Origin of the sequence: Burkholderia sp. SRS-25 (genome assembly GCF_004343765.1) — a bacterium.
GTDB classification, from domain to species: Bacteria; Pseudomonadota; Gammaproteobacteria; order Burkholderiales; family Burkholderiaceae; genus Burkholderia; species Burkholderia contaminans.
This window is the reverse complement of the sequence record NZ_PTXM01000024.1, coordinates 98,431-118,040: the sequence shown is the minus strand read 5'-3', so window position 1 is coordinate 118,040 and position 19,610 is coordinate 98,431. Positions and strand designations below refer to the sequence as shown.

The 19,610-nt window shown below is 66.2% G+C and carries 25 protein-coding genes and 1 pseudogene; 14 read left to right on the top strand and 12 right to left on the bottom strand.

The window, feature by feature from the left end; all coding sequences use genetic code 11:
* Positions 1–116 precede the first annotated feature (116 nt).
* The 7 genes and pseudogenes from C5O79_RS30750 to C5O79_RS30720 form a co-directional block, all read right to left on the bottom strand.
* The gene (locus C5O79_RS30750; protein ID WP_081421133.1) at positions 117–401 is read right to left on the bottom strand and encodes a hypothetical protein; all 285 of its coding nucleotides are present in this window, start codon (positions 399–401) and stop codon (positions 117–119) included.
* A gap of 135 nt (positions 402–536) precedes the next feature.
* A complete protein-coding gene (locus tag C5O79_RS38695; protein WP_082138556.1) occupies positions 537–752 on the bottom strand; it encodes a hypothetical protein in 216 nt (71 codons plus the stop codon).
* A gap of 496 nt (positions 753–1,248) precedes the next feature.
* Positions 1,249–1,455 (bottom strand): hypothetical protein, encoded by a 207-nt coding sequence (locus C5O79_RS30740; protein WP_046545903.1) that lies wholly within the window; start codon positions 1,453–1,455, stop codon positions 1,249–1,251.
* Between the two features lie 9 nt (positions 1,456–1,464).
* Entirely contained in the window at positions 1,465–1,677 is a 213-nt protein-coding gene (rpsU, locus tag C5O79_RS30735; protein WP_039367060.1) for a 30S ribosomal protein S21, read from the bottom strand.
* Positions 1,678–1,710: 33 nt separating this feature from the next.
* Positions 1,711–1,920 (bottom strand): hypothetical protein, encoded by a 210-nt coding sequence (locus C5O79_RS30730; RefSeq protein ID WP_039367051.1) that lies wholly within the window; start codon positions 1,918–1,920, stop codon positions 1,711–1,713.
* A gap of 47 nt (positions 1,921–1,967) precedes the next feature.
* A complete protein-coding gene (locus C5O79_RS30725; RefSeq protein WP_046546366.1) occupies positions 1,968–2,252 on the bottom strand; it encodes a hypothetical protein in 285 nt (94 codons plus the stop codon).
* Between the two features lie 385 nt (positions 2,253–2,637).
* Positions 2,638–2,853 (bottom strand): annotated as a pseudogene (locus C5O79_RS30720) (transposase); the annotation flags it as partial.
* 370 nt (positions 2,854–3,223) lie between these two features.
* Between C5O79_RS30720 and C5O79_RS30715 the strand changes: the two are divergent.
* The 4 genes from C5O79_RS30715 to C5O79_RS30700 all read left to right on the top strand — a co-directional run bounded on the left by C5O79_RS30715 (position 3,224) and on the right by C5O79_RS30700 (position 5,629).
* The gene (locus C5O79_RS30715) at positions 3,224–3,538 is read left to right on the top strand and encodes a Dabb family protein (RefSeq protein WP_039367048.1); all 315 of its coding nucleotides are present in this window, start codon (positions 3,224–3,226) and stop codon (positions 3,536–3,538) included.
* Positions 3,535–4,014, top strand: a complete 480-nt coding sequence (locus tag C5O79_RS30710; protein ID WP_046545900.1) for a PaaI family thioesterase — start codon at positions 3,535–3,537, stop codon at positions 4,012–4,014. The genes C5O79_RS30715 and C5O79_RS30710 overlap by 4 nt, the downstream gene beginning before the upstream one ends.
* A 173-nt stretch (positions 4,015–4,187) precedes the next feature.
* Positions 4,188–5,147: an alpha/beta hydrolase gene (locus C5O79_RS30705; RefSeq protein WP_047851135.1), complete on the top strand. Its 960-nt coding sequence runs from the start codon at positions 4,188–4,190 to the stop codon at positions 5,145–5,147.
* A 41-nt stretch (positions 5,148–5,188) separates the two neighbouring features.
* The gene (locus tag C5O79_RS30700; RefSeq protein WP_039367044.1) at positions 5,189–5,629 is read left to right on the top strand and encodes a GNAT family N-acetyltransferase; all 441 of its coding nucleotides are present in this window, start codon (positions 5,189–5,191) and stop codon (positions 5,627–5,629) included.
* A 12-nt stretch (positions 5,630–5,641) separates the two neighbouring features.
* Here C5O79_RS30700 and C5O79_RS30695 read toward each other — a convergent pair whose 3' ends face one another.
* A complete protein-coding gene (locus C5O79_RS30695) occupies positions 5,642–6,487 on the bottom strand; it encodes an NRDE family protein (RefSeq protein WP_046545899.1) in 846 nt (281 codons plus the stop codon).
* A 76-nt stretch (positions 6,488–6,563) separates the two neighbouring features.
* On the bottom strand, positions 6,564–7,598 hold the full coding sequence (locus C5O79_RS30690; protein ID WP_122474020.1) for a folate-binding protein YgfZ: 1,035 nt from the start codon (positions 7,596–7,598) through the stop codon (positions 6,564–6,566).
* Positions 7,599–7,675: 77 nt separating this feature from the next.
* Between C5O79_RS30690 and mltG the strand changes: the two genes are divergently transcribed.
* From mltG to C5O79_RS30645, 9 genes are all read left to right on the top strand, one after another.
* The gene (mltG, locus tag C5O79_RS30685) at positions 7,676–8,695 is read left to right on the top strand and encodes an endolytic transglycosylase MltG (protein WP_046545897.1); all 1,020 of its coding nucleotides are present in this window, start codon (positions 7,676–7,678) and stop codon (positions 8,693–8,695) included.
* Positions 8,695–9,315: a dTMP kinase gene (tmk, locus tag C5O79_RS30680; RefSeq protein ID WP_039367036.1), complete on the top strand. Its 621-nt coding sequence runs from the start codon at positions 8,695–8,697 to the stop codon at positions 9,313–9,315. Before mltG ends, tmk begins: the two co-directional genes overlap by 1 nt.
* Positions 9,316–9,334: 19 nt before the next feature.
* Positions 9,335–10,363, top strand: coding sequence for a DNA polymerase III subunit delta' (locus C5O79_RS30675; protein ID WP_047850765.1), 1,029 nt, complete (start codon positions 9,335–9,337; stop codon positions 10,361–10,363).
* Between the two features lie 141 nt (positions 10,364–10,504).
* Entirely contained in the window at positions 10,505–11,284 is a 780-nt protein-coding gene (locus C5O79_RS30670; protein WP_046546364.1) for a TatD family hydrolase, read from the top strand.
* A gap of 43 nt (positions 11,285–11,327) precedes the next feature.
* Entirely contained in the window at positions 11,328–12,038 is a 711-nt protein-coding gene (locus C5O79_RS30665) for an ankyrin repeat domain-containing protein (RefSeq protein WP_046545895.1), read from the top strand.
* A gap of 119 nt (positions 12,039–12,157) precedes the next feature.
* Positions 12,158–12,514 carry a Rap1a/Tai family immunity protein gene (locus C5O79_RS30660; RefSeq protein ID WP_006485939.1) on the top strand — a complete coding sequence of 119 codons (357 nt, stop codon included), beginning with the start codon at positions 12,158–12,160 and terminating at the stop codon, positions 12,512–12,514.
* An 89-nt stretch (positions 12,515–12,603) separates the two neighbouring features.
* Positions 12,604–13,776, top strand: coding sequence for a mechanosensitive ion channel domain-containing protein (locus tag C5O79_RS30655; RefSeq protein WP_122474019.1), 1,173 nt, complete (start codon positions 12,604–12,606; stop codon positions 13,774–13,776).
* 28 nt (positions 13,777–13,804) lie between these two features.
* On the top strand, positions 13,805–14,980 hold the full coding sequence (locus C5O79_RS30650) for an AAA family ATPase (protein ID WP_047851136.1): 1,176 nt from the start codon (positions 13,805–13,807) through the stop codon (positions 14,978–14,980).
* Positions 14,981–15,234: 254 nt separating this feature from the next.
* On the top strand, positions 15,235–16,299 hold the full coding sequence (locus C5O79_RS30645; RefSeq protein ID WP_122474017.1) for a glycosyltransferase family 4 protein: 1,065 nt from the start codon (positions 15,235–15,237) through the stop codon (positions 16,297–16,299).
* Between the two features lie 117 nt (positions 16,300–16,416).
* Here the strand turns inward: C5O79_RS30645 and C5O79_RS30640 are convergent, their stop codons facing one another.
* The 3 genes from C5O79_RS30640 to C5O79_RS30630 form a co-directional block, all read right to left on the bottom strand.
* On the bottom strand, positions 16,417–17,004 hold the full coding sequence (locus tag C5O79_RS30640; RefSeq protein WP_039367021.1) for a YSC84-related protein: 588 nt from the start codon (positions 17,002–17,004) through the stop codon (positions 16,417–16,419).
* 226 nt (positions 17,005–17,230) lie between these two features.
* The gene (locus tag C5O79_RS30635) at positions 17,231–17,680 is read right to left on the bottom strand and encodes a membrane protein (protein ID WP_039367018.1); all 450 of its coding nucleotides are present in this window, start codon (positions 17,678–17,680) and stop codon (positions 17,231–17,233) included.
* Positions 17,681–17,961: 281 nt separating this feature from the next.
* On the bottom strand, positions 17,962–18,252 hold the full coding sequence (locus C5O79_RS30630; protein WP_039367016.1) for a PsiF family protein: 291 nt from the start codon (positions 18,250–18,252) through the stop codon (positions 17,962–17,964).
* Positions 18,253–18,513: 261 nt separating this feature from the next.
* Between C5O79_RS30630 and C5O79_RS30625 the strand changes: the two genes are divergently transcribed.
* Positions 18,514–19,536, top strand: a complete 1,023-nt coding sequence (locus C5O79_RS30625) for an asparaginase (protein ID WP_047850767.1) — start codon at positions 18,514–18,516, stop codon at positions 19,534–19,536.
* Positions 19,537–19,610 lie beyond the last annotated feature (74 nt).

The window sequence follows — 19,610 nt, the reverse complement described above, 5'->3', positions numbered from 1 at the left end:
GAAAGAACGAGTGCTGGCTGATGTCGCTGCTGCCGACGGGGCTGCTGACGGGCTGCGCGAGCAGGGCGTCGCGCTCGTCGTCACTGGGAACCGGAACGCTGCTCGGAATGAAAATTTCAGAGATTTGCAAGCAACCGCAACTGATGCTCGGTCTCGGTCCCCATTACCAGGGCATAGAACCGCGCCTCGCGACGCTCAGGTACTGAAAGATCCTGTGCGTCGGAAAACATGTTCCATTCGTCACCGTCGATGCCTTCAAGTTTGCCATGGGACCGTGCAAAGGCAAGCAACAACCGACTAGCTTCACGTCGGATGACGATGCGATCCACATTCAATACATAGGGTCGCCATCCGTTCAGAAGAACAACGTAGTGAGGCACGGAACTTTGGTCGACTGTCATCGCCGGCGTTGCCATTCATCGAGATCCGGTTAGTCAATCAGATTCCTTCCAACGTAGCAATCCGCAGAGGGTTTCAACGTGGAAGAATGGTTTCCTCAGCCAAGTTCGTCGCGTTCGAGTGATTGAGGCCGTTCGTCAACCGTATCGTGAAGTCAGCCATTCTTCTGCCCATTTTGTTGCGTACGCAACTGCATCGTCACGATTGTAGAAAGCAGCCAGGTCGCTACTATCATGTACTTCTTGTTCCGCGCCGTCCATCAGTGTTGTGGTGATCCGCACGTGCGCGACATACTGAACATCGGCTCTGCGCGGTGTCGAATCGATTCGGAATCGTGTCGAATTGAAGCGCATTTTTCCTCCATATATCGTGTTTCGGCCATCGAGTCAGCTGCTGACGATTTCTTCTCGTCAGCTTGCTGCTGTTGTTCGAGTGTCCGAGTGCTGGCCCCGTAAGAGGAATCAGATCCGCTCCCGAAGATACTGGGTGCACTTCAGTCGCAGGCCCAACCGATTCGCGAGCGCACCTCGCGGGTGTGTTGTCGCATCATCCGCCATGCCAGGACGCTGTTCGGAAGGCGCGGAGCTATCCACGGCGTGGACGGACTTCGCTATTTGAAGGGCAGCATGACCTATCCAGACCCGATCGCGCCACTCGCATTTCGCTCGATGGACGACTAGCCATGCCTGTAGCGATTCGACGAGCTGAGGGGGTGACAGCCACTGACGAGTTTTCCTTTGGGTGACGAGCTGCAGCCCAACAAGGAAACAGAGCAAATCAACATACCGGGTTGCGACGCGCATGGCTGGTCTTCTGGTTTTCAATGTTTGTGAACGCGTCGGCGTGAGTTCATCCTTGGATACTGAGCGCCTTCTCCAATGCCGCAATCAATTTGAACGCGTCGTCCCGACCGATCAGAAAGCCTCGGCTGGTGTACTCACACCCGAATGCATAGAAGCTCGGCAACAGTGTCACCATGTCTTTCTGTCGATTGAAATCGACTTCGCATTTGGTCAGCGGAAAAAATGGAGGCGCCTCGGTCGGCATGTTGTACACGATGCTCTCCTAGTACATTTTTCGGGGCGGCAACATGCGCTTCGCACGCAAGTGTTGCCTGGCAACGGCGCTGGCTTTTTTCCGCTTGCGTTCCGTCGTCGGCTTTTCATAGGAGGTGCGACTGCGCAACTCGCGAATCAGCCCTGTTTTCTCGATGTCACGCCGGAAGCGCCGCAACGCGACATCGATCGGTTCGTTAAGCTTAAGAGTAATTGTCGTCATGTAGATCCTGTATCGAAAGATTCAAACGGAAAGTCAGCCGAGCCGTGTCATGACGGCGCTTGCAATCTCGTCGGATTCGAATTCCGAATATCCGGCTCCGATCGATAGTGCACGTATGGCAGTGAACATTTGCAGCTCATGTGGGCGGCACATTGCTGAATCGGCGATTCTGACGGGTACGACGGTGTCGATCCAGGTGACCTCCCGCCGTCTGATCAAGCCGAGCAGTTCGTCGATGATCATTTTGACCTCCAACAGACCGGGAAATTGTGTTGCGCTGACGAGCCGCCTCAGCGCGCGCCGGAAAAGAACCCCTGTTTGTCGCGGTTATCGTCGATGATGTTCTCGGCATAGCGCACCGAGGCACGACGGGCGTCGCCGGCGTTGTCAAAGGGGGATGTGTCGCGCAATCTGAAAGTCTGGCTCTGTGTCAGCGTATCGGTGGTCCCGCGAAGGCAAATCTTGACTGCCGCGTCGAACCCGGCGTCGTAGTTATGCGGGCAGCCATTCGGCGCCGGCGCGTGAGGGTAAATCAGTGGATAAATCTCGAATCCACGGTAGACGTGCATGCTCATGGCAAACTCCTGGCGTTCGGCCACGACGAGTCGCATGGGCAAACGCATCCAGCCGGTATCCACGTTGCGGAGCGGGCTGGTTGATGAAAGGGACTGCGTTGCAGCGCGAAAGAGGGGCGATGCAGCAAGAGGGCGGATGGAGGGGCGAAAGGTCAGGGGACTATTGGTCGCCCTGATGAGCCCATCATACGCGCATCGTTTGTTGCCCGTCCGATTTATTTCGGCTTTGCGCTGATCTGCCCTTCAACAGGGCCAATGGGCTTCCGGCAAAGTCCCTATGAACCCGCTCCTGGAAAGCGGCAGGCGCAGCCGCGGTTGCCCGGTTGCCTCACGGTACAGGCGATAGGTGCGCTGGTGATTGGCGTGCGTGCCTTTGCGTATCGCGCATTGCCTCGGCCAGCCGTTTCTTCAGCCGGGCATTCTCCACCTCGAAGTCCTTGAGCCGGCGGGCTTCCGAGACTTCCATGCCGCCGAACTTCGTACGCCAGGTGTGGAACGACGGATCACTGAACCCGTGCTTCCTCCACAGTTCCTCGACCGGCATAGCGGTCTCGACTTCCTTCAGAAACCCGATGATTCGCTGATCCGTAAAGCGCTTCATCGTGTTCGTCTTCTTCTCCGAAAACGAGCTTTACCAGACTCCGGCTGCTCCTGTGTGCAGGGCGCAGGTCATTACATCGCCAGAGCTTGGAGTCGAACGGCTTCACCAACAGATACAGTCCATTGGCGTCGGTAAGTTTGGTAGGCTAGTCGCCTGCCTTCGCTTGTCGGATCTTGCTGCCGGTAAGTGGCACGGTGAAAAAGGCGGTATCGTCTCTGGATTGTCGAACTGCTACCCCTTTTCATCCCCCATTTTTTCTAGGCTGGACACGATTTCCGGCGACGCAAGCGAACGGTAAAAGGGCGTGAAACGCCCGACTGGCAAGGGGTTGCGGCAAGTTGCCGACCCATCACGAACTGGAGCGAACGAAGTGATCAGACACATTGTCATGTGGAAGTTGAAAGAATCGGCCGAAGGCGCGACGCGCGCGCAGAACGCGCTGAAGCTGAAGGAAAAGCTCGAAGGCTGCCGCGACCTCGTGCCGGGCACGCTGCAGATCGACGTCGGCGTGGCGACACCTGGCCTCGATGCGACTGCCGACATCGTGCTCGTGTCCGATTTCGCGGACAAAGCCGCACTCGATGCATACCAGGTGCATCCGGTTCACCAGGAAGTGAAGAAATTCGTCGTCGCGGTGGCCGAATCGCGCGAGTGCGTCGACTACCTCGTCGACAGCGCACGATGAGCGACGCGGCAACCCCGACGGACGGCCCGTCGATCGAAAGCCCGTTCGTCGACATGCTCGGCGTGCAGCTCGTGTCCGCGAAGGACGGCGCAAGCGAGATTGTGCTGCCGCTCGAAGAGCGGCACATGAACACGTGGAGCATCGCGCACGGCGGCGTGACGATGACGCTCGCGGATATCGCGCTCGCGATGGCCGCACGCAGCCTGACCGACGACGGTATCGGCGTCGTCACGGTCGAAATGAAGGTGAACTTCATGCAGCCGGGGCGGGGCGAACTGCGCGCTTACGGGCGTGTGATGCATCGCTCGACGACGATGGCTTACTGCGAAGGCGAAGTGCGCGACAGCGACGGCAATTTCGTCGCGAAGGCGCTCGGCACGTTCAAGTACATGCGGCGGCTCGCGGTGGGCCGCGACATCAAGCGGCAACGTTCGCGCACGGCGCCGGACGCCCAGCCCGGCCCGAGCGACGCGTAAACGCCCGCACGCCCGGCGGCCCGGCCTCTTCACAGGCAGGGCCGTTTTGTTTGGCGGCGTGCATCGCACACCGAGGAATGTCGCAACACACGGCGCATCACGCTCGCCTGACGCGCGCATGGCATCATGCACGCTTGTCCGTTCACGGCGCCCGCCAGGCGCCGTCCTCACCGATGCCGCTGAATCCGAAGATCGCCCAGGTGCTCGACATGGTCGAGCGCGCGAAACGTCCGTCCTATCACCACCAGACGCCGCAGCAGGCGCGCGCCGCGTACGAGAAGAGCGCGCCGATTCTCGACGTCGCACCGGCGCCGATGCATTCGGTCGAGGAATGTGTCGTGCCGACGCGCGACGGCCGCACGATCGGCGCGAGGCTGTACCTGCCGGTCGCGCCGAGCCTCGCGGAGCCGCTGCCAGCGCTCGTCTATTACCACGGCGGTGGCTTCACGGTCGGCAGCGTCGATACGCACGACGCGCTGTGCCGGATGTTCGCGCACGATGCGCAATGTGCGGTGCTGTCGGTCGGCTATCGGCTCGCGCCCGAGCACAGGTTTCCGACCGCGGTGCACGACGCCGCCGACGCATTGCAATGGCTGCATCGCGAAGCGGCCGCGTTCGGCATCGATGCAGAACGATTGGCCGTCGGTGGCGACAGCGCGGGCGGCACGCTCGCGACCGTCTGCGCGGTGCTCGCACGCGACGCAGGCATTCGCCTTGCGTTGCAGATGCTGATCTACCCGGGCGTGACGGGCTTCCAGGACACTGAATCGCACGCACGGCTCGCGAACGGCTACTTGCTGACGCAGGACACGATCCAGTGGTTTTTCACGCAATACATACGCGATCGGGCGGACCGCGACGACTGGCGTTTCGCGCCGCTCGACGGCACGCGTGATGCGCCGTCGTTCGCGGGCGTCGCGCCGGCGTGGATCGCGACGGCCGAATACGATCCGCTGAGCGACGAAGGCGCCGCGTATGCGGAGAAGTTGCGAGCGGCGGGTAACGCGGTCACGCTCGTCTGCTATCCGGGGATGATCCACGAATTCTTCAAGATGGGCGGCTACGTGCCCGAGGTGCGGGCCGCGCATGCCGACGCGATCGCGGCGCTGAAGGCCGCATTCGACGACGTTTGACGGTGGTAGTTTGGCGGCGTACGCGCCACATGGGAGCTGCGATGACGAACGGCGTGGTGGAAACGGGCGACTGGACGGTACTCGGTGGCGATGCCGCGCGGATCCGCGACGCGGTGTTCGTGCGCGAGCAGCAGATACCGCCGGAATGGGAGCTCGATGACGACGATCCGCTGTCGCTCCATGCGGTGGCGTACCGCGTCGATGCGGCGACCGGCGCGCGCCGCGCGGTCGCGACGGGGCGGCTGCTGCCGTCCGGCACGATCGGGCGCGTCGCGGTACTGGCCGACGCGCGCGGGCAGGGCGTCGGGTCAGCCGTGCTGAACGCGCTGCTGGATGCGGCACGGCGCCGCGGCGAAATCGTCGTGCGGCTCTACGCGCAGGATTCGGCCGTGTCGTTCTATCTGCGGCACGGCTTCGCGGCAGTCGGTGAACCGTTCGTCGAAGCCGGCGTGCCCCACGTCGAGATGGCACGCGCGCCATAGCGCGGCGCGTGCTCAGCGCGGCGGGGTCGCGTCGAGGTCGAACGTGAGCGCGCGCTCGAACGTGCCGGGCCGGACGGTGCGGTGCGAGCCGTCGTCGTCGCAGCGTTCCTTGATCTCGACCGTCAGCCGCACGCCTTCCTTCATCGTGACGCGCAGCGCGGTCGTGCCGCGCGTGCCGTATTCGGGTGTCTCGATGAACGCAGCCGACAGCGCACGCTCGCGCTCGATCGGAATGCCGGTGTGCGGCAGTGCGTCGTCGTCCGCGACATGCGGGTCGCGCATCAGCGCGATCAGTTCGTCGAGCGACGGGGTCGGATTGTCGGTGAGCAGCGTGCCGAGTTCCGCGCGCTTGCGCACCACTTTCGGCCAGGGCGTATCGAGCCGCGCATTCGACAGCGCATGCACACCGGGCGCGATCGCGACGGGCGCGGCGACACTGCTTTCACCTTCGGGCGCGCGATTGCAGAACCACGCGAGCTCACGCCGTCGCCAGTCGCCGACGAGCAGGTTGAAGCCGTTGTAGACGGCCGCATGCTCCGCGAGCCGCCCGAGGTAGTCGAGCGGCGCGACGGACGGGCCGCCGAGGAAGTCGGACACGAGCTTGCCGCGGGTCGGTGCACCCGCGCGGATGTCGAACGGTGCGCGGTAGTTCGTCAGCGCGGCGAAACGGCCGTCGCGCGATACGCCGAGCCACGTGCCGCCCGCTTCGAGATCGCGGCCGGCCAGCACGCCCGGGACATCTTCCCACCACGAGAGCGGCGCGCTTGTCCGACGAAAGAACTCGTCGCGGTTGGCGGTGAGGGTAAAGACGGGACCGGCGGCGGCATCAGGCTGCCAGTCGAAGGCAATCAGACACATCGGGCGAATCTCTCGCAGGAAACATCGGGCGCCGGTTGCGACTCGCGAGCCGGCGCGCGAACGGGTTGTCAGTGCATCACGCTTCCGTCGGCCAGGCGTACGGCAGCGTATCGAACGCGAGCACCGGGCCGTCGGCCGAACCGAGGTGCACCGTGCCGCTGTCGAGCGCGGCGAGCTTGATCTCGACGAGCGCGTCGACGCCGCCCGAGGGCGCGGCCGCCGCGTTGACGATCATCCCGCACGGCTGGCCGGGATCGTCGCTGTGGAACAGCTCGACGCCCGCATGCACGGTATCGGTCTCGCCGGCGACGTGCGCGAGCGCCGTGCGGCGCTTGATCGTGCCGCGGTACTGGCTGCGCGCGACGATTTCCTGGCCCGGGTAGCATCCCTTGCGAAAGTTAACGGCGCCGATCACGTCGAAGTTGACCATCTGCGGCACGAACTGTTCGACGGCAGGCTGCGTGATGCGTGGTTCGCCCGCGCGGATGTCGAGCCAGTCCCATACGGCCGGAGACACGACCGGCAGCGACCCGCCGAGCGCGGCGATGCGCGCGTCGACTTCCGCGCGCGGGCCGATCCACAGATAGCGCTTGCGGCCGGCTGCATCGGGCACGCGGATCAGCGTGCCGGCGGGGCCGTCGACCTTCACGTGCACGCCGTCCGGCAGTGCATCGAAGATGCCCGACAGCGCGTCGCGCACGTCGCCCGCGAAACCAACCACCGCGAGCGCGTCGCTCGCATCCGTCAGCTTCGCTTTGGCACGCAGCACGAACATCGACAACCGCTTCTGCACGGCGGGCTGCACGTCCTTCGACACCAGCAGGCGCACGCCGTGGCCGGCGCGCCACGTGAGGAACGAACCGAGGAGGCGCCCTTTCGGCGAGCAATAGCCGGACAGCCGCGCACTCGCGGCGTCGAGATGTTCGATGTCGTTGGTGAGCTGGCTGTGCAGGAACGTCGCGGCATCATCGCCGGCCACGTCGATCACGCCGAACTGCGGCAACGGCATGCAGGCGCCCGGCGCATCGAAATCGGCGGCGGACGGACGGGGGAAAACGGGGAGCGAGGCGGGTGCGGCCTGGACTGCCGGTGAAGCGAACGGTGTGCTCATGGAATGAGGGAACAGTCAACCCTGACTTTGACGGAGGCGAGCAAGTATTATATGGGTCTTACCTGAGTCACGTTTCCATGTCCCTACTGAAGAAATGCGCCGCGACGATCGTGGCGCTGGCCGTCGTTGTGGCCGCTGCCGGCGCGGGCGGCGGGTATTACTGGGCAACCCGGCCGTTGTTGCTGGGTTCGGCATCGCTCGACGTCACGATCAAGCCGCGCAGCAGCGTGAAGAGCGTCGCGCTGCAGTTGAAGCGTGGCGGCGTGCCGGTCGAGCCGCTCGGCTTCGTCGCGATGACGCGCGTGCTCGGGCTGTCGAGCCGGCTCAAGTCCGGCAACTACGAATTCAAGACCGGCATCACGCCTTACGAGGTGCTGCAGAAAATCGCGCGCGGCGACGTGAACGAGTACGTCGCGACGGTCATCGAAGGATGGACGTTCAAGCGGATGCGCGCGGAACTCGACTCGAACCCCGATCTTGCGCACTCGACGGCGAGCATGAGCGACGCCGAGCTGCTGCGCGCGATCGGCGCGTCGGACAGCGCGGTGCAGCGCGGCAGCGGCGAGGGGCTGTTCTTCCCTGACACCTATCTGTTCGACAAGGGCACGAGCGACCTGAACATCTACCGGCGCGCGTACCATCTGATGCAGACGCGTCTCGACGAGGCCTGGGCCGCGCGCGTGCCGGGCCTGCCGTACAAGACGCCTTACGAAGCGCTGACGATCGCGTCGATCGTCGAAAAGGAAACGGGCCATGCGGCCGACCGTGCGTTCGTCGCGGCAGTGTTCGCGAACCGGCTGCGCATCGGCATGCCGCTGCAGACCGATCCGTCGGTGATCTACGGGCTCGGCGATGCGTACGACGGCCGCCTGCGCAAGCGCGACCTGCAGGCCGACACTCCTTACAATACCTACACCCGACGCGGGCTGCCCCCGACGCCGATCGCGTTGCCGGGCGTGGCCGCGCTGCAGGCGGCGATCAACCCGGCACCGACGAGCGCGCTCTATTTCGTCGCGAAAGGCGATGGCACGAGCGTGTTTTCGGACACGCTCGGCGACCACAACAAGGCCGTGGACAAGTACATACGAGGTCAATAATGGCGAGCGGTAAATTCATCACGTTCGAAGGCATCGACGGGGCGGGGAAGACCACCCACCTGCAATGGTTCTGCGAACGCCTCCAGGGCAAGCTGGCCGCGGCCGGCCGGCAAGTCGTCGTCACCCGCGAGCCGGGCGGCACGCAGCTCGGCGAGAAACTGCGCGAGATCCTGCTGAACCAGCCGATGGACCTCGAGACGGAAGCGCTGCTGATGTTCGCCGCGCGCCGCGAACATCTCGCGCTCGTGATCGAGCCGGCGCTCGCGCGCGGCGACTGGGTCGTGTCCGATCGCTTCACCGATGCGACGTTCGCGTACCAGGGCGGCGGCCGCGGGCTGCCGCGCGACAAGCTCGAGACGCTCGAGCGCTGGGTGCAGGGCGGTTTCCAGCCCGACCTGACGGTGCTGTTCGACGTCGCGCCGCAGGTGGCGAGCGAGCGCCGCGGCGCCGCGCGCATGCCCGACAAGTTCGAGAGCGAATCCGACGCGTTCTTCTCGCGCACGCGCAGCGAATACCTGCGGCGCGCGGAAGAGGCGCCGCACCGCTTCGCGATCGTCGATGCGACGCAGACGATTCCCGAGATCCGCCAGCAGCTCGAACGCGTGCTCGCCGCGCTGTAATTCGCAAGGAACGCACCCCATGATCTACCCGTGGCAGACCGACGACTGGAACCGCCTGCAGCAACTGCGTGCGCAATGGCCGCACGCGCTGCTGCTGCACGGCCAGGCCGGGATCGGCAAGCTGCAGTTCGCGCAGCATCTCGCGCAGGGCTTCCTGTGCGAATCGCCGCAGCCGAACGGCGAGCCTTGCGGCGCCTGCGCGGCCTGCACCTGGTTCTCGCAGGGCAACCATCCGGATTACCGGATCGTGCTGCCCGAGGCGCTGGCGGGCGAGGCGCCGGGTGCCGCGGACGACGCGAAGGCGGCCGACGCGGACGAAGGCGGCAAGAAGACGCGGGCGCCGAGCAAGGAAATCAAGATCGAGCAGGTGCGCGCGCTGCTCGATTTCTGCGGAGTCGGTTCGCATCGCGGCGGCGCGCGCGTCGTCGTGCTGTATCCGGCCGAGGCGCTGAACGTCGCGGCGTCGAACGCGTTGTTGAAAACGCTGGAGGAACCGCCGTCGGGCGTCGTATTCCTGCTCGTATCGGCGCGCATCGACCGCCTGCTGCCGACCATCATCAGCCGCTGTCGGCAGTGGCCGATGACGGTGCCGGCGCCCGATGCGGCCGCAGCCTGGCTCGCCGTGCAGGGCGTCGAGCATGCGCCGGCGCTGCTCGCCGAGGCCGGCGGTGCGCCGCTCGCCGCGCTGGCGCTCGCGAGCGACGAGAACCGCCCGCTGCGCGACTACACGCTCGGGCAGCTCGCGGCCGGTGCGGCATGCGACCCGTTCGCGTGCGGCGAGACGCTGCAGAAGCTGCCGGTGCCGCTGGTGCTCGGCTGGCTGCAGCGCTGGCTGTACGACCTGCTCGCCCAGCGGATGGCGGGCGCGCCGCGCTATTTCCCGATGCACGCGTCGGCGCTCGCGCGCTGCGCGGAAGCGGTCGATGCGAATGCGTTCGCCCGCTTCATGAAGGCCGTGACGCGGCAGCGGACGGTCGAGAACCATCCGCTCAACGCGCGGCTCGTATTCGAGGAATTGTTTCTCGGATACCGGGAAATGTTCGCGTGATCCGGCATTGTTTCCTGCGGGTTGCGAAATGATGACGGCCCCGCACCGTGACGCGACCGTGGCCGGCCGGCCCGCGAACGCCGCCCGCTGCCGCATGCCGGCGCGCGCATGAGCGCTCGCCTTACGTATTCAGGAAAAATGATGTTCGTCGATTCTCACTGCCATATCAATTTCAAGGGCCTGGCCGACCGCCTGCCGGCCGTTCTCGAGAACATGCGCGAGCACGACGTCACGCACGCGCTGTGCGTGTCGGTCGATTTCGAGACGCTGCCCGACGTCCTGGCGATCGCGGACGCGTACGACAACGTCTATGCGTCGGTCGGCGTGCATCCCGATCACGAGGACATGCACGAGCCGACACTCGCGGAGCTCGTCGAGCTGGCCGCGCACCCGAAGGTCGTCGCGATCGGCGAAACCGGCCTCGACTACTACCGTCTCGAAGGCCGGTCGATCGACGACATGGAATGGCAGCGCGAACGCTTTCGCACGCATATCCGCGCGGCGACCGCGACGATGAAGCCGCTCATCATCCACACGCGCTCGTCGTCGGAAGACACGCTGCGGATCATGGCCGAGGAGCGCGCGGACGTGCCGGGCGGCGTGATGCACTGCTTCACCGAGCCGTGGCCGGTGGCCGAGCAGGCGCTCGCGCAGAACTTCCATATCTCGCTGTCGGGCATCGTCACGTTCAAGAGCGCGACCGACGTGCAGGACGTCGCGCGACGCGTGCCGCTCGACCGGCTGCTGATCGAGACCGACTCGCCGTACCTCGCGCCGGTGCCGTATCGTGGCAAGCCGAATGAACCTGCGTACGTCAGCCATGTCGGACGCTTTATCGCATCCGAGCGCGGGATCGCCGTCGAGGCGCTCGCCGATGCGACGACACAGAACTTTTTCCGGCTGTTCAAGATCGCGCGCTAACGACGTGCGCGCAGCCGACAACCCAGGGAAGGAGCCCACAACAATGACGAAGCTGACCAACCATCTGCCGAAACGCGCACTCGTTGCCGCCGCACTCGTCGCGAGCGGCCTGTTCGCGGCAGCCGGCGCACATGCCGAATCGCTCGATGCGATCGTCAAGGCCGTCAAGTTCGACGACATCGCCGACATCGGCAAGCAGCTCAAGAGCGGCAAGCTCGACCCGAACACGATCGCGCCGAACGGCGACCCGCTGATCGTGATCGCCGCGCGCGAGAAGTCCGACAAGGTCGCGGCGGCGCTCGCCACGACACCGAACGTCGATCTCGAGAAGGAAGACAAGGCCGGCGAAACCGCGCTGATGCTCGCGTCGCTGAACGGCGATGTCGGCCTCGCCAAGCTGCTGATCGACAAGGGCGCGGAAGTCAGCAAGAAGGGCTGGGCGCCGCTGCACTACGCGGCCACCAACGGCCAGGACGCGGTCGTGAAGCTGTTGCTCGACCACGACGCGTACATCGATACCGCATCGCCGAACGGCACGACGCCGCTGATGATGGCCGCACGCGGCAACCATCCGTCGACGGTCACGCTGCTGCTCGACCAGGGTGCCGATCCGCAGGTGAAGAACCAGCTCGGCATCACCGCGCTCGAATTCGCGAAGCACTACAACGCGCCGGACGCGATCGAGATCCTGAGCAAGCGGACGACCCGCATCGGGGCATCGACGCCGGCAGATGCGCAAAAGAGTGCAAAATGACGGTTTTCGGTGCGGCAGACGGTGCCCGCCCGGCCGGATTCCGGCCGGAGCAGGGCGGCCCGGCGCCGCGCCGGCCAGGGCAGCAGGCGGTCTCGGGCCGCATTGACATAAGGAACACCATGTTGCGCGCAATGTTTTGTGCCGCGGCGTTTGCCGTGCCGTTGTCGGCGGCGGCTTTCACGGGCGCTGATCTCGACCGGCTGTGCGCGAAGACGGACGTCAAGTCGCGGGCGTCGTGCGCGGCCTACATCGAAGGCGCCGCCGACGGCGTCTACAACACCATCGATGCGATCGGCGGCACGACGGGGCCGCGGGTCGGCCAGTATTTCTGCCTGCCGCCCGACATCCGGGCGCAGCAGATGACCGACGCGGTGCGCAAGTACATCGCGGAAAATCCGAAGCTGGCCGACTACAACGCGAGCACCGCGGTGTCGCTCGGTCTCGGCAAGGCGTTTCCCTGCAGGAGCGGCAACTGACCTGACGCCGTGTCCGGGCCCGCGCGCGGCCCGGGCGTCGCCGACGCATCCAGGACGAGGCGTGCGCGCCTCATAACCCACGGGCGCCGATGATTTCAATCGAGGAACTGCAGCGCATCACCGATGCGCCGCTGCATTCATGGCTCGGCACACTGGCCGTGTCCGTCATCGTCTTGCTGGTCGTCACGGTCGTGCACCGTCTCGGCGCACGCATCGTCAAGCGCATCGCGCAGCCGTATCCGTTGATGAGCGCGATCCTGCGCTACATCGACAGGCCGTCGCTCGCCGTACTCGCGCTGCTGGCGCTCGAATTCCTGTGGGTCCAGGCCGACGACGGCATGTCGTTCGTGCGCGGCATGCGCACGGCGGCGGCGGTCGGCTCCATCATTTCGCTCACGTGGCTGCTGGTGCGGCTCGCCGCCGGCGTCGGCGACGCCATCATCCAGGCGCATCCGATCGATACGTCCGACAACCTACAGGCCCGGCGCATCCATACGCAGGCCAAGGTGCTCGTGCGGACCGTGATGGTGCTGATCGTGATCATCGGCACCGGCGCCGCGCTGATGACGTTCCCGAACGTGCGCCAGGTCGGCGCGAGCCTGCTGGCGTCGGCCGGTGTCGCGGGCCTGGTCGCCGGTATTGCCGCACGGCCGGTGCTCGGCAACCTGATCGCCGGGCTGCAGATTGCACTCACGCAGCCGATCCGGCTCGACGACGTGGTCGTGATCCAGGGCGAGTGGGGACGCATCGAGGAAATCACCGGGTCGTTCGTGTCGGTGCGGCTGTGGGACCAGCGGCGCCTCGTCGTGCCGCTGCAATGGATCATCGAGAACCCGTTCACGAACTGGACGCGCAGCAGTTCGGAAATCATCGGCACGGTCTACCTGTCGGTCGATTACCGCACGCCGCTCGCGCCGCTGCGCGAGGAGCTCGCGCGGCTCGTCCACGCGGCGCCGGAGTGGGACGGCCGCGTGCAGGTGCTGCAGGTGACCGACGCGACGGAACGCACGATGCAGTTGCGTGCGCTCGTCAGCGCGGCCGATTCGTCATCGTGCTGGGACCTGCGCTGTCGCGTGCGCGAAGGGCTGATCGCCTACCTGCAGGGCCGCTATCCGCAATGCCTGCCGCGCAGCCGGATGGAACTGTATCCGCATGATGCCGCGCCGGACGCGCCGAATCCCGAACGGCCGCACGCGCGGCAGCCTGCCGCCAGCACCGCGGCCAATACCGCGGCCGATCCACAGGCCGCCGAAGGCCGCTGAAAGCGGCCCGCATACCGTCACCCTCGTCATGACCGCGCTGAAATCGCTTGCCATCGCCAATTACCGCTCGCTGCGCGAGCTGATCGTGCCGCTCGCGGCGCTCAACGTCGTCACCGGGCCGAACGGCAGCGGCAAGTCGAGCGTGTACCGCGCACTGCGGCTGCTCGCCGACACCGCGCAGGGGCGCGTGATCCCGTCGCTCGCCCGCGAAGGCGGGTTGCCGTCGACGCTGTGGGCCGGTCCCGAGCGATTTTCGCGGGCGATGCTGGACGGCGACGTGCCGGTGACCGGCACGGTGCGCAAGGGGCCCGTGAGCCTGAAACTCGGCTTCGCCTGCGACGATTTCGGCTACGCGATCGATCTCGGTCTGCCGCTGCCGAGCAATTCGCAGTTCTCGCTCGACCCGGTGGTCAAGCGCGAGTGCATCTGGGGCGGCGCGCTGCTGCGCCCGTCGACGCTGCTGGTCGACCGGCAGGGCGCGCAGATCCGTGCGCGCACCGCATCGGGAGACTGGCAGACGATTCCGCAGCCGGTGGCCAGCTTCGACAGCATGATGACCGAGTTCGCCGATCCGACCGGCGCGCCCGAGATGATCGCAGTGCGCGAACGGATCCGCTCGTGGCGCTTCTACGACCACTTCCGGACCGACGCGCAGGCGCCCGCGCGGCAGTCGCACATCGGTACCCATACGCCGGTGCTCGCGGACGATGGCGCCGACCTGGCCGCCGCGCTGCAGACGATCCGCGAGATCGGCGACGGCGCGGCACTCGACGCGGCGATCGACGACGCGTTTCCCGGCGCGTCGGTCGAGATCGACAATCCGGGCGGCCGCGGCCGCTTCGACGTGCTGATGCGCCAGCCAGGGCTGCTGCGGCCGCTCGCGGCGGCCGAGCTGTCGGACGGCACGCTGCGCTACCTGCTGCTCGCGGCCGCGCTGCTGACGCCGCGCCCGCCCGCGCTGATGGTGCTGAACGAACCGGAGACGAGCCTGCACCCCGATCTGCTGCCGGCGCTTGGCCGCCTGATCGCGCAGGCGGCACAGCGCTCGCAGGTGCTCGTCGTGTCGCATGCGGCACGGCTCATCGCGACGCTCGAGCGCGAAGCCGGCTGCGAATCGCTGGTGCTCGACAAGCAGCTCGGCGCGACGGGGCTCGTCGATGCCGACACGCGTGACCTGCCGCCATGGAAGTGGCCGTCGCGCTGACGGGCAGGGCGGCGGCACGCGTTCGGGCGCGATCGTCGCATCGGGGCCGGATCGGCCCGGAAGGCGGAATGTATCCTGCCTGTAACAACACCCATAAAATGAAAGACGGGCGGTTCCGCGCAGCGGGATCGCGAATAATGAAGAGATATCCGGCTGGCGCCGTGCCGGCCAGCGCTGCATGGGGGCGAGCGGGGGCGAAAGCCCAAAGGCCCGCCGGCCGTGTGGCGACGGACAGGACACAGGAGACGTGGACCATGAGAATTGCCCAGATCGCGCCGCTGACCGAATCCGTGCCGCCGAAACTGTACGGCGGCACGGAGCGCGTCGTGTCCTACATCACCGAGGCGCTCGTCGAGCTCGGCCATGATGTGACGCTGTTCGCGAGCGGCGATTCGACGACGCGGGCGAAGCTCGAGCCGGTCTGGCCGCGCGCGCTGCGGCTCGATTCGTCGATCCGCGACCGGGTCGCTCCGCACATGCTGCTGATGGAGACGGTCGCGCGCCGCGCGAAGGACTTCGACGTGCTCCATTTCCACATGGACTACTACTCGTTCTCGGTCTTCAACCGGCAGGAAACACCGTACGTGACGACGCTGCATGGCCGGCTCGACCTGCCCGAGCAGCAGCCGGTGTTCGACACCTTCAACACGGCGCCGGTGATCTCGATTTCGAACTCGCAGCGCCAGCCGCTGCCGCAGGCGAAATGGCTGACGACGGTCTACCACGGGCTGCCCGACACGCTGTACATGCCGCAGCCCGTCGAGCCGCGCTATCTCGCGTTCCTCGGCCGCATTTCGCCGGAGAAGCGTGTCGACACGGCGATCCGCATCGCCCGCCAGTGCGGGCTGCCGATCAGGATCGCCGCGAAGATCGACGCGGCCGACCAGGAATACTTCGAGCGCGAGATCAAGCCGCTCTTCGCGTTGCCGCACGTCGAATTCATCGGCGAGATCGCGGATCACCAGAAGGCAGAGTTCCTGTCGGGCGCGCATGCGCTACTGTTCCCGATCGACTGGCCGGAGCCGTTCGGCCTGGTGATGATCGAGGCGATGTCGTGCGGCACGCCGGTGATCGCGTTCAATCGCGGCGCGGTGCCGGAAGTGGTGGACGAGGGCGTGTCGGGTTTCATCGTCGAGGACGAAATCAGCGCGGTGGCCGCCGTGAACCGGCTGCACCTGCTGCCGCGTGCGCGCGTGCGGCAGCGCTTCGAGGAACGCTTCACGTCGCGCCGCATGGCGCAGCAGTATGTCGACGTCTACCAGTCGTTGATCCGTGCGCAGAAGCGCTCGCGCTTCAAGGTGATCGACTCGACGACCTGACGCGCGAGGCGCAGGACGTGCGCGGATAGATGCGCGGATAGAAAAACGGCGATGCCCGCAAGGACATCGCCGTTTGTGCATGGCCCGCGCGCGGTGCGCACGGGCGGTGCGCGAGCGTCAGATCTTCAGCTTCGTGACCTTCGTGCCGTTGATCGACACGTCGCCCATCAGGCCCGCGTTCGTCAGCACGACGACCTGGACCGGCGCGGTGGCCGTGGTCGTGTCGACCGCGCCGTTCGCGCCCATCTTCACGAGCGCGACCGACGCGCCGGCGCCGGCTGCCCAGCCGTCCGAACCGCGGAATTCGTCGAGCGCTTCCTGCGTCATGAAGAGGAACACGATCGCCTTCGACTGCGCACCGGCCTGCAGGCCGACCGACAGCGACGACGTGTTGTAGTAGCCGACCGTGCTGCCGCCGACGCGCAGTGCGCCGTTGCCGGACTGGCCGCCGACGATGAAGCCGGCCTGGATGACGTCCGGGAAGACGAGCACGCCGCGCGACTTCGCGACGAGTTCGCGCGAACCCTTGACCGTGGAGTACATGCGCGACAGCGTTGCGTCGACGCTCGAGTCGATTGCCTGGCGCTTCGACGCGTTCGTTGCGGCGTTGTCCGGTTTGTCAGGGGTGGTGGTGCAACCGGTGAGCGCGAGGCTACCGACGATGAGCGCAGCGGCGGCTTTCAGCACAAGATTCCGTTTTTGCATCGTTCTTCTCCATCGGATGATGTTCGGAGTGAGTCTCGCTCAGGGAACGGATCACGTCGGCAGTTATATCACAGCGGATTACAGCCTTTTTTCGAAGCGACGTGAAAAAGCGTCAAATCGCCCGGGGATGTCGCGGTGCGCCAACGGACGAACCGGTACCCGCGCGCCGACGTCGTATCGGCATGCGGGAAACACGGTGGTCGGACGGCGGCGCCTGCCGCGCGCATCAGTGCGTGACGGGCGGAACAGGCGGCTTGATCGGGGGGCGGCGCAGCGCGCGGCGGATCAGCGCGATCACGACGCCGCAGGCGAACAGGAACGCGGCCGGCACGACCCAGTAGCCGACGAACGCGTGCCACAGGTAGCTCGCGAGCGTGCTGCGGCGCACCACGTATTCGTCGCGGGCCGCCTGCTGCCGCGGCGCATTGGCGGCGAGCACGTCGGCCGGGCAACCGGCCGCGCGCGCCTCGTCAGGATCCCCGTGGCACTTCGCGGCGGCGCCGGCGGCCTGCTGTGCATCGGTGAGCTGCCAGGTGGTCAGCGCGAGTTGCAGGTCCGCCTTGTTGTACGCCATTTCCTCGCGGATCTCGCGCACGGCGACGATCGCAACGGGCACGGCCCAGAACACGATCACGATCAGCCAGCGGCGGAACCAGCGGTGTTGTCTCCATGCCATCCATGCCTCCGTTTGACGCGTGTGCGCGTCTGTCTCGAGGGCGGCCCGATGGCGCTTCTTGTACTTGGATGGGCCGCGTTGCAGCCATCATAGAAGAAAACGCGGCGAATTGCCGCACCATGTGGCGGCGCCGGCACGGCGAGCCGGGAAAGCAGGGCGGGAGGCGTTTCAAAAGCGCGGAAGAAGCGCGGGGGCGGGGCGCGTCGATGCGCGTGCAACGAAAACAAAAATGCCGCGCCCGCCAAAGCGGTGCGCGGCATTCGATACGGGAGCGCCGGAACTCAGGCGGCCGGCGCGTTGCTCAGGCAGCTCTTCATGAACGCCTTGCGGTCGTCGCCTTTCTTGCCGGTGGCCTGCGTGTTGCACGCCTTCATCTTTTCCTGCTGCGACATGGCCTTCGCGGGCTTCGCCGACAGGCAGTCCTTCATGAACGCCTTGCGTTCATCGCCCGTCTTGCCGGCTGCCTGGGTGTTGCAGGCCTTCATCTTGTCCTGCTGGCTGTTCGCCGCGAACGCGGGGGAAGCCAGCATGCCGCCGAGAAGCACTGCGGCTACGAGCGATTGGATTTTCATTTCGACACTCCCATGGGGTGAATTGCGTGTTATCGACGCCGTCACGAAGCACCGTGCAATGACGATAGGGTCGCATCGCACAGCGCGCTCCGATTATGGCAAATCAATGTGAAAACACCAAAACGGCACTTTCTATAACGTTGCGGACGCCACGGCCGTTGACGGCACGGGTGACCGGACGATCGGGACAAACCATGATGCGCGGCGGCCGGCCACGGTCGCCGCGCCGGAACCCGGCCGCAAGCCTTTACAATCGCGGCCATGAATACTTCGAATTCCGCATCCCCTTCGTCCGCGGCGGCCCTGCCGCGCATCGCCGTGCTCGCCACCGGCGGCACGATCGCCGGTGCCGCGCCCGACGCGGCCAGCACGGCCGGCTACCAAGCCGGCGCGCTCGGCGTCAATTTCCTGGTCGACGCGGTGCCGGCGCTCGCGTCCGTCGCGCGCATCGACGCCGAGCAGATCGCCAGCATCGACAGCAAGGATCTCGCGCTGCCGCTGTGGAATAAGCTCGCCGCGCGGATCGACGCGCTGATCGCCGACCCGGCGGTCGACGGCATCGTGATCACCCACGGCACCGATACGCTCGAGGAAACCGCGTATGCGCTGCATCTGGTCGTCAACGGCGACAAGCCGGTCGTGCTGACGGCCGCGATGCGGCCGGCGACCGCGCTGTCGTCCGACGGCCCGCTGAACCTGCTGAACGCGGTGACGGTCGCCGCGCACCCGTCCGCACGCGGGCAGGGCGTGCTGGTCGCATTCAACAACCGGATCCACGGCGCGCGCGACGTCGTGAAGACGAGCACCTATGCGGTCGATGCGTTCCAGTCGCCGGAGCTCGGTGCGCTCGGCTGGGTGCAGGACGGCCGGGTCGAATTCGCCCGCCGCGTCACGCGGTCGCGCGACACGCAACTGGCAATCGCCGCCGCGTGGCCGCCCGTCGAAGTCGTCGCGAGCTACGCGGGCGTGACGCGGACGGCCGTCGATGCGCTGGTCGCGGCCGGCGTGCGTGGTCTCGTCGTCGCGGGCACGGGCAACGGCTCGATCCATGCGACGCTGCAGGCGGCGCTGGCCGATGCGGCGAATGCGGGCGTTGCGGTGGTTCGCGCGTCGCGCGTCGGTTCGGGGCACGTGATGCGCAACGGCGCGGCGAGCGACGATGCGCTCGGCTTCGTGAGCGCAGGGTCGCTGAACCCGTTCAAGGCGCGCGTGCTGCTGATGCTCGCGCTCGCGAACGGCATTCACGGCCGCGACGCTCTGCAACGAACGTTCGATACGCTGTGAACGGCTGACCGCTACGCGCGGCGCGGGCCGCGCGTGTCACCATGAAAAAAGGCAGGCCGAATGGCCTGCCTTCT